The sequence below is a fragment of the Streptomyces sp. NPDC088553 genome (genome assembly GCF_044752965.1).
In the GTDB taxonomy this organism is placed as follows: Bacteria; Actinomycetota; Actinomycetes; order Streptomycetales; family Streptomycetaceae; genus Streptomyces.
On sequence record NZ_JBIVMG010000004.1, the window covers coordinates 151,849 to 165,249 of the forward strand.

The 13,401-nt window shown below is 71.3% G+C and carries 12 protein-coding genes; 7 read left to right on the plus strand and 5 right to left on the minus strand.

The genetic code is table 11. The features are described 5' to 3' along the window. Nucleotides 1-4 precede the first annotated feature (4 nt). The 3 genes from ACIP8Z_RS13800 to ACIP8Z_RS13810 all read right to left on the minus strand — a co-directional run bounded on the left by ACIP8Z_RS13800 (nucleotide 5) and on the right by ACIP8Z_RS13810 (nucleotide 1,821). The gene (locus tag ACIP8Z_RS13800; protein WP_015033386.1) at nucleotides 5-580 is read right to left on the minus strand and encodes a TerD family protein; all 576 of its coding nucleotides are present in this window, start codon (nucleotides 578-580) and stop codon (nucleotides 5-7) included. 196 nt (nucleotides 581-776) lie between these two features. Continuing rightward, nucleotides 777-1,235 carry a peroxiredoxin gene (locus ACIP8Z_RS13805; RefSeq protein ID WP_319309133.1) on the minus strand — a complete coding sequence of 153 codons (459 nt, stop codon included), beginning with the start codon at nucleotides 1,233-1,235 and terminating at the stop codon, nucleotides 777-779. Nucleotides 1,236-1,398: 163 nt separating this feature from the next. Then, complete coding sequence (locus ACIP8Z_RS13810) at nucleotides 1,399-1,821, minus strand: DUF3052 domain-containing protein (protein WP_030321821.1); 423 nt, start codon at nucleotides 1,819-1,821, stop codon at nucleotides 1,399-1,401. Nucleotides 1,822-2,238: 417 nt separating this feature from the next. Between ACIP8Z_RS13810 and aceE the strand changes: the two genes are divergently transcribed. After that, nucleotides 2,239-4,971 (plus strand): pyruvate dehydrogenase (acetyl-transferring), homodimeric type, encoded by a 2,733-nt coding sequence (gene aceE, locus ACIP8Z_RS13815; RefSeq protein ID WP_402082696.1) that lies wholly within the window; start codon nucleotides 2,239-2,241, stop codon nucleotides 4,969-4,971. 124 nt (nucleotides 4,972-5,095) lie between these two features. Further along, nucleotides 5,096-5,983 carry a potassium channel family protein gene (locus tag ACIP8Z_RS13820; protein WP_402082699.1) on the plus strand — a complete coding sequence of 296 codons (888 nt, stop codon included), beginning with the start codon at nucleotides 5,096-5,098 and terminating at the stop codon, nucleotides 5,981-5,983. Here the strand turns inward: ACIP8Z_RS13820 and ACIP8Z_RS13825 are convergent. Together ACIP8Z_RS13825 and ACIP8Z_RS13830 are read right to left on the minus strand one after the other, a co-directional pair. Beyond that, the gene (locus ACIP8Z_RS13825; protein ID WP_402083820.1) at nucleotides 5,964-6,338 is read right to left on the minus strand and encodes a peptidase inhibitor family I36 protein; all 375 of its coding nucleotides are present in this window, start codon (nucleotides 6,336-6,338) and stop codon (nucleotides 5,964-5,966) included. The genes ACIP8Z_RS13820 and ACIP8Z_RS13825 overlap by 20 nt on opposite strands. A gap of 127 nt (nucleotides 6,339-6,465) precedes the next feature. Then, the gene (locus tag ACIP8Z_RS13830) at nucleotides 6,466-8,088 is read right to left on the minus strand and encodes an MFS transporter (RefSeq protein WP_402082702.1); all 1,623 of its coding nucleotides are present in this window, start codon (nucleotides 8,086-8,088) and stop codon (nucleotides 6,466-6,468) included. Nucleotides 8,089-8,205: 117 nt separating this feature from the next. On the opposite strand from ACIP8Z_RS13830, the gene ACIP8Z_RS13835 reads away from it, so the two are divergent. From ACIP8Z_RS13835 to ACIP8Z_RS13855, 5 genes are all read left to right on the plus strand, one after another. Beyond that, nucleotides 8,206-8,841, plus strand: coding sequence for a TetR/AcrR family transcriptional regulator (locus tag ACIP8Z_RS13835; protein ID WP_402082704.1), 636 nt, complete (start codon nucleotides 8,206-8,208; stop codon nucleotides 8,839-8,841). Between the two features lie 48 nt (nucleotides 8,842-8,889). After that, entirely contained in the window at nucleotides 8,890-10,104 is a 1,215-nt protein-coding gene (locus ACIP8Z_RS13840) for an alpha/beta hydrolase (protein WP_402082707.1), read from the plus strand. Between the two features lie 74 nt (nucleotides 10,105-10,178). Beyond that, nucleotides 10,179-11,066, plus strand: a complete 888-nt coding sequence (locus ACIP8Z_RS13845; RefSeq protein ID WP_402082710.1) for a DUF4429 domain-containing protein — start codon at nucleotides 10,179-10,181, stop codon at nucleotides 11,064-11,066. 189 nt (nucleotides 11,067-11,255) lie between these two features. Then, the gene (locus ACIP8Z_RS13850) at nucleotides 11,256-12,665 is read left to right on the plus strand and encodes a sensor histidine kinase (RefSeq protein ID WP_402082712.1); all 1,410 of its coding nucleotides are present in this window, start codon (nucleotides 11,256-11,258) and stop codon (nucleotides 12,663-12,665) included. Further along, a complete protein-coding gene (locus tag ACIP8Z_RS13855; protein WP_402082714.1) occupies nucleotides 12,662-13,342 on the plus strand; it encodes a response regulator in 681 nt (226 codons plus the stop codon). The genes ACIP8Z_RS13850 and ACIP8Z_RS13855 overlap by 4 nt, the downstream gene beginning before the upstream one ends. The last annotated feature ends 59 nt before the right edge of the window (nucleotides 13,343-13,401 follow it).

Here is a 13,401-nt window from a genome sequence, read left to right on the forward strand (position 1 = left end):
CGGCTCAGACGTTGACGCCGAAGTCCTGCGCGATGCCGCGCAGGCCCGAGGCGTAGCCCTGGCCGACGGCGCGGAACTTCCACTCGTCGCCGTTGCGGTACAGCTCGCCGAAGACCATGGCGGTCTCGGTCGAGGCGTCCTCGGAGAGGTCGTACCGGGCGATCTCGGCGCCGCCGGCCTGGTTCACGACGCGGATGAACGCGTTGCGCACCTGGCCGAAGGACTGCTGGCGGTTCTCGGCGTCGTAGATCGACACCGGGAAGACGATCTTGGCGACGTCGGCCGGCACCGTGGCCAGGCTGACCTTGACCTGCTCGTCGTCACCCTCGCCCTCGCCGGTGAGGTTGTCACCGGTGTGCTCGACGGAGCCGTCGGCGCTCTTCAGGTTGTTGAAGAACACGAAGTCCTGGTCGTTGCGGACCTTGCCCTCCGCGCTCACCAGGATGGCGCTGGCGTCGAGGTCGAAGTCCGTACCGGTGGTGGTGCGGACGTCCCAGCCCAGACCGACGGTCACGGCGGTGAGGCCAGGGGCCTCCTTGGTCAGCGAGACGTTGCCGCCCTTGCTGAGGCTGACTCCCACGAGTCCCTCCATATGGTTTCCAGGGGCAGCGCCCCCAGTCGTGCGTTGGCATCGGATCAACGAGTGGATCCTAGTGACGGGTTCCCGCTCGAAACAGTCGATTCGCCCGGTGAATCCAGGTGTCGGGTCCCGGAGAGCCCCTCGGGTCGCACCGCCGGAAGGTCCCGGCGGCTCCCCTCGGCGCTCCCGACGGAGGTCAGATCGCTTCGAGGGCCTTGACGTACTCGCCGAGGTCACGTGCGTCCGGCAGGGCGTTCACGACGGTCCAGCGGACGACACCCTCCTTGTCGATGATGAAGGTGCCGCGCACCGCGCAGCCCTTCTCCTCGTCGAACACACCGTAGGCACGGGAGGCCTCGCCGTGCTTCCAGAAGTCGGAGAGCAGCGGGTACTCCAGGGACTCCTGCTCGGCGAAGACGCGCAGGGTGTGGATGGAGTCGTTGGAGACGGCGAGGAGCTGGGTGTCGTCGTTGACGAACACCGGAAGGTTGTCGCGCAGCTCGCCGAGCTCGCCCGCGCAGACGCTCGTGAAGGCGAAGGGGTAGAAGAGCAGCACCACGTTCTTCTCGCCGCGGAAGTCGGAGAGCCGGACGGTGCGCCCGTGGTTGTCCTTGAGCGCGAAATCCGGGGCCTCGGTGCCGACCTCGATCGCCATCGCGTACGCATCCCTTCGGCGGGGCCCTGACCTTGGGCCGAATCGGTGAACCCCACCCTACGGCCTGTCCGCGCGAGCCCCCGCGAGGCCCGGCGGCCCGGCGGGCGCGCGCGCACGAAAGCCCCCGCCGGCGGACCGGCGGGGGCTTCTCGCAGCGTGGTGATCAGCGCTTGGGGGCGGTCAGGCGGGTGCCCGTCCAGTCCTTGGCGACGCTGATGCTCTTGGTCTGGGAGAGACCAGCTGTCTGCGCGGCATCGTTGATGTCGCTCGGCTCGATGTAGCCGTCGCGGCCGGTCTTCGGCGTCAGCAGCCAGATGGTGCCGCCGTCCTCCAGAAGACCGATGGCGTCCACCAGGGCGTCGGTGAGATCGCCGTCCTCGTCGCGGAACCAGAGCACGACGGCGTCAGCGACGTCGTCGTAGTCCTCGTCCACGAGCTCGGCCCCGATGATGGACTCGATGCCTTCACGGAGATCGTGGTCGACGTCGTCGTCGTAGCCGATCTCCTGGACCACCTGTCCGGGCTCGAACCCCAGCCTGACGGCCGGGTTGGTCCGCTCCTCCGCGTGGTCCGCGGTCGCGCTCACGGCTTGCCTCCTGCTCATTCGGTAAATGCTTGGGCCGCGCGTATGCGCGCGGCGCTGGCCGTAGTCCACACGTGCCGGGGTGGATCGCGCAAGTACCCGGCCGTGGAGACCGCCGAAACGGTGACGTTTGGGGCCGTCTCGCCGCAACTTCCGGCACCGTAGGGACCCCGCTCCGTGATCAGGCACACATGATTCATCCCGGTTTGAAGACTTCTGCGGTTTCAGTCTGCCGAACGCCCGGACGAAACGCATGCGCGGGTTGAGCGTAAGGTTGCGATTTGACCGAACCCAGACTCGTGGAGGACACCGCTGGGGGTTACCCCTCGGTAAATGTGACGTCTGGCGCACACGGGGTACACGATGGACATCCCGACCACGTCGTGGCCCGTGGGCACCACCGAACAGCGAAGGAAGAGCGTGGCTCCCGGATCCGATCGCAACCCGATCATCATTGGCGGCCTTCCCAGCCAGGTCCCGGATTTCGACCCGGAAGAGACCCAGGAATGGCTCGACTCCCTCGACGCGGCCGTGGACGAGCGGGGCCGTGAACGGGCCCGCTACCTCATGCTCCGACTGATCGAGCGGGCCCGCGAGAAGCGTGTGGCCGTGCCCGAGATGCGCAGCTCGGACTACGTCAACACGATCGCGACCAGGGACGAGCCCTTCTTCCCGGGCAACGAGGAGATCGAGCGCAAGGTCCTCAACGCCACCCGGTGGAACGCGGCCGTCATGGTGTCGCGCGCCCAGCGTCCGGGGATCGGCGTCGGCGGCCACATCGCGACCTTCGCCTCCTCCGCCTCGCTGTACGACGTCGGCTTCAACCACTTCTTCCGCGGCAAGGACGAGGGCGACGGCGGCGACCAGATCTTCTTCCAGGGACACGCGTCGCCCGGCATCTACGCCCGCGCGTACCTCCTGGACCGGCTGAACGACACGCAGCTCGACGGCTTCCGCCAGGAGAAGTCGAAGTTCCCGAACGGGCTCTCTTCGTACCCGCACCCGCGGCTGATGCCGGACTTCTGGGAGTTCCCCACGGTGTCGATGGGCCTCGGCCCGCTCGGCGCGATCTACCAGGCCCGGATGAACCGGTACATGGAGGCGCGCGGGATCGCGGACACCTCCAAGTCGCACGTCTGGGCGTTCCTCGGCGACGGCGAGATGGACGAGGTCGAGTCGCTCGGCCAGCTGTCCATCGCGGCGCGCGAGGGCCTGGACAACCTCACCTTCGTCGTCAACTGCAACCTCCAGCGCCTCGACGGCCCGGTGCGGGGCAACGGCAAGATCATCCAGGAGCTGGAGTCGATCTTCCGGGGCAACGGCTGGAACGTCATCAAGCTGATCTGGGACCGCTCCTGGGACCCGCTGCTCGCGCAGGACCGCGACGGCATCCTGGTCAACAAGCTGAACACCACCCCGGACGGCCAGTTCCAGACGTACGCCACGGAGACCGGCGGCTACATCCGCGACCACTTCTTCGGCGACGACCACCGGCTGCGGGCGATGGTCGAGGGCATGACCGACCAGCAGGTGCTGCACCTGGGCCGCGGCGGTCACGACCACAAGAAGATCTACGCGGCCTACGCGGCGGCGAAGGCGCACGCCGGCCAGCCGACGGTGATCCTCGCCCAGACCGTCAAGGGCTGGACACTGGGCCCGAACTTCGAGGGCCGCAACGCGACCCACCAGATGAAGAAGCTGACGGTCGACGACCTGAAGCGCTTCCGCGACCGGCTGCACATCCCGGTGACCGACCGGCAGTTGGAGGACGGCCTGCCGCCGTACTACCACCCGGGCCGGAACTCCGAGGAGATCCAGTACATGCACGACCGCCGCAAGGCGCTGGGCGGGTACGTCCCCACCCGGGTCGTGCGGGCGAAGCCGCTGGTCCTCCCCGACGACAAGACCTACGCGGCCGCCAAGAAGGGCTCCGGGCAGCAGTCGATCGCCACCACGATGGCCTTCGTCCGCATCCTGAAGGACCTCATGCGGGACAAGGAGATCGGCAAGCGCTTCGTGCTGATCGCCCCCGACGAGTACCGCACCTTCGGCATGGACGCGTTCTTCCCGAGCGCCAAGATCTACAACCCGCTGGGCCAGCAGTACGAGGCGGTGGACCGCGAACTCCTCCTCGCCTACAAGGAGTCGCCGACCGGCCAGATGCTGCACGACGGCATCTCCGAGGCCGGCTGCACGGCCTCGCTGATCGCCGCCGGTTCGGCGTACGCCACGCACGGCGAGCCGCTGATCCCGGTGTACGTCTTCTACTCGATGTTCGGTTTCCAGCGGACCGGCGACCAGTTCTGGCAGATGGCCGACCAACTGGCCCGCGGCTTCGTGCTCGGTGCCACCGCCGGCCGGACGACCCTGACCGGCGAGGGCCTCCAGCACGCGGACGGCCACTCCCACCTGCTGGCCTCGACCAACCCGGCCTGTATCGCCTACGACCCGGCGTACGGCTTCGAGATCGCGCACATCGTCAAGGACGGTCTGCGCCGCATGTACGGCTCCGAGGCCGAGGACGTCTTCTACTACCTGACCGTCTACAACGAGCCGATCCAGCACCCGGCCGAGCCCGCGGACGTGGACGTCGAGGGCATCCTCCAGGGCATCCACCGCTTCAAGCCGGCCGAGGCGGGCACCATCCCGGCGCAGATCATGGCCTCCGGTGTCGCCGTGCCGTGGGCGATCGAGGCGCAGCGGATCCTCGCCGAGGAGTGGAACGTCCGGGCCGACGTCTGGTCCGCGACCTCCTGGACCGAGCTGCGCCGCGAGGCCGTGGCCGTCGAGGAGCACAATCTGCTCCACCCGGACGAGGAGCAGCGCGTGCCGTACGTGACGCGCAAGCTCCAGGGCTCCCAGGGCCCGTTCGTGGCGGTCTCGGACTGGATGCGGGCGGTGCCGGACCAGATCTCCCGCTGGGTGCCCGGCCCCTACAGCTCGCTGGGCGCGGACGGCTTCGGCTTCGCGGACACGCGGGGCGCGGCCCGTCGCTACTTCCACATCGACGCCCCGTCGATCGTGCTGGCCGTGCTCACCGAGCTGGCCCGTGAGGGCAAGATCGAGCGCTCGGCCCTGAAGCAGGCGGTGGACCGCTACCAGCTGCTCGACGTCACGGCCGCCGACCCGGGCGCCGCGGGCGGCGACGCCTGACCCGGCAGCCCTCGGGCAGCCCCCGGAGGAGCCCTCGGGCGGTGCTCCGGTAGCACAGCGCACCTGGTGAGGGGCGGTGGGACCTCGGTCTCGCCGCCCTTCGGCGTTCTCTACGATTCCCCGCATGAGGGATCGCTGGGAAGAACGCACACAGGCACCGCTGCTCGTGCTGGCCGTGGCGTTCGGCGTCGCCTACGCCGTGCCGATCGTGGCTCCCGGCGCCGCACCCTGGGTGCTCCGGCTGTGCACCCATGTCGAGTGGGCGGTCTGGGCGGCCTTCGCCCTCGACTATCTGGTCCGGCTGGCCCTCGCCCCGGCCCGCTGGGCCTTCGTCCGCTCCCATCCCCTCGATCTGCTCGCGGTCCTGCTGCCGATGGTGCAGCCGCTGCGGCTGCTGCGGGTCGTCTCCACCCTCCTCCTCGTGGGCCGGCGGGCCCGGATGGCCCCTCAGATAACGCTCACCACCTATGTGGCGGGCGCGGTCGTCGGGCTGATGATGTTCGGCTCGCTGGCCGTGCTGCACGTCGAGCGGGACGCGCCCGACGGCAACATCAAGACGCTCGGGGACGCGGTCTGGTGGTCGTTCACCACGATGACCACGGTCGGCTACGGCGACCACGCCCCCACCACGGGTCTCGGCCGGGTCCTCGCGGTGGGCCTGATGCTCTCGGGCATCGCCCTGCTCGGTGTCGTCACCGCCAACATCGCGGCCTGGTTCATCTCCCGCTTCGACCGCGACGACGCGGTGGAGCGCCGCCAGACCGAGCTGTTGGAGACACTGACCCTGGAGGTCCGCGCCCTGCGCGCGGAGGTCGCCCGGCTGTCGGCACCGGCCGGAGCCGCACCGGCGGGGACCGCCCCGGCCGGGGTGGTAACGGCAGAGACCGCCCCGGCAGACGCCGCACCCGCAGGGGCGGTACCGGCAGCCGCCGCGCCGGCGCAGGCCGTACCGGCCGGGGGTCCCGGGCCGGAGCCCCAGGACCTCCCCTCGCCTACCGCTCCCAGATCTTGAACGCTCTGACCTCGTAGGGCGTCTGCGGCACCCAGGTCCCGCGCCCCGGGTAGGTCTCGAACTCCCCCGCCTCCGCGCACTCGGCCGACTGGTACGTGGTCACCGGCCGTCCCGTGCGGTTGGCGAGGGACTGGGCCGAGGTGCCCGGCGGCAGCGCGACACAGCTCTCGATGTCGGTCGTCGCCAGCTCGTGGCTCTGCGCCCTGCCCTTGAAGTCGGGCTTGGGCCAGAGACAGAGCCGCCCCGGCCCGCAGGCCCCCAGTGCGATCCCGGACGGCGCGGCCGCCGCCGGGACGGCGAGGAAGGCGGTCAGGACGGCCGCGACCACCAGTGCGGCCTTCGTATACACGTACATGCTGATGAACCCCCGTTCAGTCACTCTCCGTAATCAAAAGCATGGCGGAGGTCACCCGGAGACGGAAGAGGGGCCGCCCCCGTTCACGCGAACGGGTGACGGCCCCTCACGGGCACCTCCAGGGAGGTCAGATGTGACCGCCCATGCCGCCCGCCTCCGCGTTCTCGCCGCGCTTGGTGAGCGTGGCGACGAGGGCCGCGACGACGGCGACGACACCGGCGACGGTGAAGGCCAGGCCCATGCCGTCGAGGAAGGTGTCGTGGATGACGCCGGTGATCTTCTGGAGGACGTCGGGGGTCATCCCCGGCGCCTGGGCCAGCTCCGGCGGGGCCATGCCGAACTCGGCGGCCTGCTCCAGCTGCGGGTTGACCGGGGCCGGGATGCCGGCGTCCTTCCAGTTGCCCTCGAAGGCGTCGGCGACCTTGGAGGACATGACGGCGCCGAGCACCGCCGTACCGAGCGCGCCGCCGACCTGCATGGCGGCCTGCTGGAGACCGCCGGCCACGCCGGAGAGCTCCAGGGGCGCGTTGCCGACGATGACCTCGGTGGCGCCGACCATGACCGGGGCGAGCCCGAGGCCGAGCAGGGCGAACCAGAGGGACATGACGAAGGTGCCGGTGCCGGCGGAGAGGGTGATCATGCCGAACATCGCGACGGCCGTGCAGACCATGCCGCCGACCAGCGGCACCCGCGGGCCGAACTTGGTGATCAGCGCGCCCGCGAGCGGCGAGGAGACGATCATCATCGCGGTCAGCGGCAGCAGGTGCAGACCGCTGTCGACCGGGCTGAGCCCCTTCACGCCCTGGAGGTAGAAGGTCACGAAGAACAGGCCGCCCATGAAGGCGAAGGCCATCAGGACCATCAGCACCACACCGGCCGAGAGCGGCACGGAGCGGAACATGGCCAGCGGGATGAGCGGCTCCTTGACCTTGGTCTCCCAGAAGGCGAAGACCGCGAAGAGCAGCACCGCGCCGAGCAGGCCGCCCCAGGTCCTGCCGCTCGACCAGCCCCAGGACTCGCCGGCCTTGATGAGGCTCCAGACGAGGGAGGCCATGGCGCCGGAGAGCAGCAGGATGCCGAGGACGTCGAACGAGCGCGGCGCGTTCTCGGCGCGGTGGTCCTTGAGGATGACCAGGCCGAGGACGAGCGCGACGACGCCGACCGGCACGTTGATGAAGAAGACGGACTGCCAGCTGACGTGCTCGACGAGCAGGCCGCCGACGATCGGGCCGCCCGCGGTGGACGCGCCGATGACCATGCCCCAGATGCCGATGGCCATGTTGAGCTTCTCGGCGGGGAAGGTGGCGCGCAGCAGGCCGAGCGCGGCCGGCATGAGCAGGGCGCCGAAGAGGCCCTGGAGGATGCGGAAGACGATCACGGCCCCGATGGAGTCGGAGAGGCCGATGGCGCCGGAGGCGAGGGCGAAGCCGGCGATGCCGATGAGGAAGGTCTGCCGGTGGCCGAAGCGGTCACCGAGCTTGCCGGCGGTGATCAGGGCGACGGCCAGCGCGAGCAGATAGCCGTTGGTGATCCACTGGACCTGGGCGAGGGAGGCGCCGAGGTCGGTCTTGATGGCGGGGTTGGCGATGGCGACGATCGTGCCGTCGAGCGCGACCATCATCACGCCGACCGCGACTCCGAACAGCGTCAACCACGGATGGCCACGCAGTCCCTTCGCCGGGGCCGGTACGGGTTCCCGGGCGTCCCCCTGACCCTGCGGGGCCTTTTCCACGGTGGTCTGACTAGTCATGGAAACGAGGCTAGTGACAGTCACTGACAATTGACAAAGCGATTCATGCGCCGGTAACTGTCACGTAGCTCACAGGTACGCTGAGCTGGACGAAATGCGTGAAAAGAGGACCCTGACGTGACCTTGCCCGGCCTGCGCGAGCGGAAGAAGCAACGTACGCGCGAGGCGCTGATCAAGGTGGCCCTCGAGCTCTTCACCGCGCACGGCTACGAGCGGACGACCGTCGACGAGATCGTCGACACCGTCGAGGTCTCCCAGCGCACCTTCTTCCGCTACTTCTCCTCCAAGGAGGAGGTCGCCTTCGCCGTCCAGCAGATGGTGGAGGAGCGTTTCGTCGCGGCCCTCCGGCGGCGGCCCCCCGGCGAGGGCCCCTTCGACGCGATGCGCAACGCCGTGCTCTCCGGCTGGGACACCATCGGCGACGCCATCACCGAGATCGTGCCGCTGGAGCTGTACCTGCGCACCTTCCAGATGATCGAGTCGACGCCCGCGCTGCTCGCCGTCCATCTGCGCCGCTCGACCGAGATGGAGGAGACCCTCGCCCGGATCATCGCCGAGCGCGAGGGCCTCGACGTCGACGCGGACCCGCGCCCGCGGATCGCGGTGGCGGCCTTCAGCGGTGTGATGCGTGTGACAGGGCAGATGTGGGGACGGGGCACGGACCAGAGCCTGGAGGCCATTCGCGCCCTCACCGAGCGGTATCTGGACCACCTCGGACCGGCCCTCGCACCCCACTGGCGCGACCGGACGTAGCCGCCGCGCGGTCGGGCCGTTCACCCACGACCCGTAGGGTGGCCGCCCGTGACCCCCGTCGAAGCCGACTCCCCCACGCTCGTCGTCCTGCGCACCCTGCTCGCGCTCGCCGTCGTGTTCGTGCTGCTCACGACCACGGGCTGGACGACGATCACGCACCGTCCGGTACCCGGTCCCACCCGCGCGGCCGCGCTCGCCGCCTGGGCGCGCGACCGGATCGACCACCGCCCCCTGCCCGGACCGAACACCTCCGCCGGGGGCATAGCCGCGTTCTTCGCCCGGCTCGGCCCCCCGCGCGCGGCCGAGCTCGCCGAACGGCATCCGCTCGTCGTCGGCAATCTCGACGGCGCCCCGGTCTCCTTGCGCTACCGCGCCAACCGGATCACCCTCGGCCACGCCCTCGCCGCCGAACGGGGCAGGGTCCACGACGCCCGGCTCTCCGCCGACGGACGGCACGAGGCGCAGCGCCGCCTCGACCGCTTCGTCTCGCTGATGCGGCCCGGCCGGCAGATCCTCGCCTTCGACCCGACCGGCACGGGGCGGACGGCCGAGGTCCTCGGGGACCTGACGCGGGCCCGGCACGTCTCGGTGATCGTGCCCGGCGTCGACACCAACCTCCTCACCTTCCAGAAGACCCACGGCCGGTACGGGGCCCCCGCCGGCATGGCCGAGTCCCTCTACGGCGCCGAGCGGCGGGCCTCGCCCGGCGCCAGGGTCGCCGTGATCGCCTGGGCCGACTACACCGCGCCCGCCGGGGTCGGCGTCGACGCCATGACCGGCCGCCTCGCCGAGGGAGGCGCCGCCCGGCTCGTCCGGATGACCGAGGGACTGCCCGGCGACGCGCGCGTGGCGCTGTTCTGCCACAGCTACGGCTCCGTGCTCTGCGGGGTCGCCGCGCCCCGGCTGCCCGCCCGGGTGACGGACCTGGCCGTGGCCGGAAGCCCCGGGATGCGGGTGGAGCGGGCGACGGAACTCCGTACCCCCGCGCACGTGTGGGCGATGCGGGACGCCGACGACTGGATCGCGGACGTGCCGCACCTGGAGGTGGGCGGGGTCGGGCACGGAGCCGATCCGGTGGCCCCGGAGTTCGGCGCCCGGCTGCTCTCGGCGCGCGGCGCCATCGGCCACAGCGGCTATTTCGCGCCCGGCACCGACAGCCTCGGCAACTTCGCCGCGATAGGCGTCGGCTCCTACGGTGAGCTGGTCTGCGCAGGTGCCGACAGCGCTTGCCACGGGGGAATATCCGGTACGGAAGGGCGCTGACGCGCGTAGATCACGTAATTTCGGGACCTTTCACAGGGGCGACGCACGGGCACGCGCCGCTTACGATGAGGCGTATGGGTGATGTGCTGGCCGGAATTCATGCCACCTGGGAGTTCGAGAGCGACGCCCTCGTCATCCGCTTCGACCGGGGGAACCGTGCGCCGAGGCTCTTCGGCGTGCTGCGCGAACGACGTGTACCGCACGAGGCGCTGGCGTCCGTGACGCTCGCGCCCGGCAAGCGGGGCACCGTCGTGCTGCACGCCGTGCCGAGACCGGGCGCCGATCCGCTGATGGAGGCGGCCGCGGGGCAGCTCTCGGAGAACTGCGACCCGTACCGCCTGGTGCTGCCGGCGGACCGGGAGACGCTCGCCGAGTACTACCGGGACGATCTGCGGGGCGTACTCGGGTCGGGGACGGCGGGGGCGGCGTACCCCGACGACGCGTCGGACGGGGGGGACGTGACGCCCGCCGACCGCTTCCTCGTGGCGCCGCCGCAGGGTCCGCAGTCCTTCAAGGCGTACGACGGGAAGGCGAGCTTCGACGGGCAGTCGGAGGTCTCGTTCCGCTGGTCCTGGACGGGGGCGTCCTCCGAGAAGTGGAAGGCGGGTGACCAGTTCTTCCACGTACGGGATCTCTGCGGGGTCGAGTGGCGCTCGCCTGACGTCCTGGACGGGCATCTGCGGCTGGTTCCGCGGGGCGGCGAACCCCGCGCGCCCCAGCCGGACCGCGACCCCGCCTCCGTCGTGTTCGGCCTCGGATACGGGCCGGTGCACCTGTCCCTCCCCTTCGCGGCGGCGGTCCTCGCGGCGATCAGGACCTCGGACCGGGTCCCGGCCCGCACGGCCGCCGCTCCCGGGGCCGTCGCTGAAAGGATTCGGCACCTGGGTGAACTGCACCAGGCGGGACTGGTGACGGACGAGGAGTTCTCGGCGAAGAAGGCGGAGCTCCTCGCGGAGCTGTAGCCGAGCAGGCACCGGACGCGGACCGAAGGACACCACACGCGCACCGCGGCCACCGCAGACACCGCGGGACGCGCACCACACGCGCACGGCGGACCCCGCGGACCCCGACGTCATACCCCGGTATCAGGACAGAGCCCGGTCCCCGGTATGACGTCGGGGACCGGGCCCCCTGCCTACCCTGAGCTGGTCATGGCTACCGAACCGCGGCACGAGCCGCCCACCCCCACCCTGCGGCAGCTCAGCACCCGGACACGCGAGATGTTCCAGGGGCTCGGGACCGCGCTCACCACGCCCACCACCCCGGGGGCGCCGCTCCTCGCCGACGCCTCCTCGCGGTGGGTGCGCCTGCTGCCGTACGCCGTCGCCCTCGCGTTCGTCGCCTCGCTGCTCCCCACCACGGTCCACCTCCTCGCCGGGGACTACGGCGTCAACGGCGCGCTCGCCGGGGCCATCGGCACCGCCCAGACCGCGCCGCTGCTGCTCGCCGTCGCCCGTCCGCTCCAGGCCTGGTGGATCATCTTCGCCGCCGATGTGCTCGGCGCGGTCGTGCTGCTCGCCGCCGACGGGCCGCGCGCCGAGCTCTGGCCCTGGACCCCGCCGATCGTCGTCGGCTACTGCGCGCTGATGATCGCGCTGGGTCTTCGTGAGTCCCGCCGGGCGCTGTTCGGGGTGTGGCTGGCGACCGGCGTCGCCGGGTACGTCCTGGAGGTCTTCCGGCCCGCCGGTCACACCAGCGTCCACACCCTGCTCGTCGTCCTCAGCGGGGTGCTGCTCCTGCTCACCTCGGCGGTACGCGCGCGGGGCGACGCCCAGCGGCGGCTCGTCGAGCAGGAGACCATCAGCGAGGCCGAGCGGGCCCGCCGCACGCTCCTGGAGGAGCGGGCCAGGATCGCGCGCGAGCTGCACGACGTGGTGGCCCACCACATGTCGGTGATCACCGTGCAGGCCGACTCCGCCCCGTACCGCATCCCGGACCTCCCGGACGCGGCGCGCGAGGAGTTCACCTCGATCGCGTCGAGCGCGCGCGAGTCGCTGGCCGAGATGCGACGGTTGCTGTCCGTGCTGCGCAGCGACGGCAGCGAGGGCGAGCGGGCCCCGCAGCCGGGCCTCGACCGGGTCCAGCAGCTCGTCGAGGCGACCGTACGGGCCGGGGTGCCGGCCGAGCTGCGGCTCGCCGCCGACCTCGGCGACGTACCGCAGGCGGTGGACCTGTCCGCGTACCGGATCGTGCAGGAGGCCCTCGCGAACATCGTCCGGCACGCGCCGGGGGCGTCGACCCGGGTGTCGGTCCGGGCGGACGGCGGATGGCTGACGGTCCTCGTCGTCAACGGGCCCTCCGCGGAGGCGGGTTCCGGGGTGGAGCGCGGCGCGTCCGGCACCGGTCACGGACTCGTCGGCATGCGGGAACGCGTACGGTTGACCGGCGGCTCGCTCGACACCGGGCCGCTGCCGGACGGCGGCTTCCGGGTCGCCGCGCGGCTGCCGCTGACCCCGGACCCGGTCCCCGCCGCGGCGACGCCCCCGGCCCGGGACCCGGCGCCGGCCACGTCTCCGACCCTGCCCCAGACCCCGCCCCCGACCGCCGAGGACTCCGAGTGACCATCCGCGTGATCATCGTCGACGACCAGGCCATGGTGCGGGCCGGATTCGCCGCGCTGCTCGCCGCCCAGCCCGACATCGACGTCGTGGGCGAGGCCCCCGACGGGCGGCAGGGCGTCGACGTGGCCCGCTCGACGCACCCGGACGTCGTCCTCATGGACGTCCGGATGCCGGAGCTGGACGGGCTCGCCGCCGCCCGGGAGATCCTCCATCCGCCGACCGGGGTCACCCACCGGCCGAAGGTCCTCATGCTGACCACCTTCGACGTGGACGACTACGTGTACGAGGCGCTGCGCGCCGGCGCGTCCGGCTTCCTCCTGAAGGACGCGCCGCCGGGGGACCTGATCGCGGCGGTACGGGTGGTGGCGGCGGGCGAGGCCCTGCTCGCCCCGTCCGTGACCCGGCGGCTGATCGCCGACTTCGCCGCCTCCCGGCCCGCGCCGCGCAAGGACACCACGGCGCTGCGTCTGAACGGGCTCACCCCGCGCGAGACCGAGGTCCTCGAACTCATCGCCCGGGGCCTGTCCAACCAGGAGATCGCGGACCACCTCGTCCTCGCCGAGCAGACGGTGAAGACCCACATCGGCCGGGTCCTCGCCAAGCTGGACCTGCGCGACCGGGCGCAGGCGGTGGTCTTCGCGTACGAGTCGGGGCTCGTGACCCCGGGCACGCCCTGACGCGATGGCCAGGGACCCCGGCACGTCCTGACGCCCCGGTAGCTGTCCCCCGGGGGAAA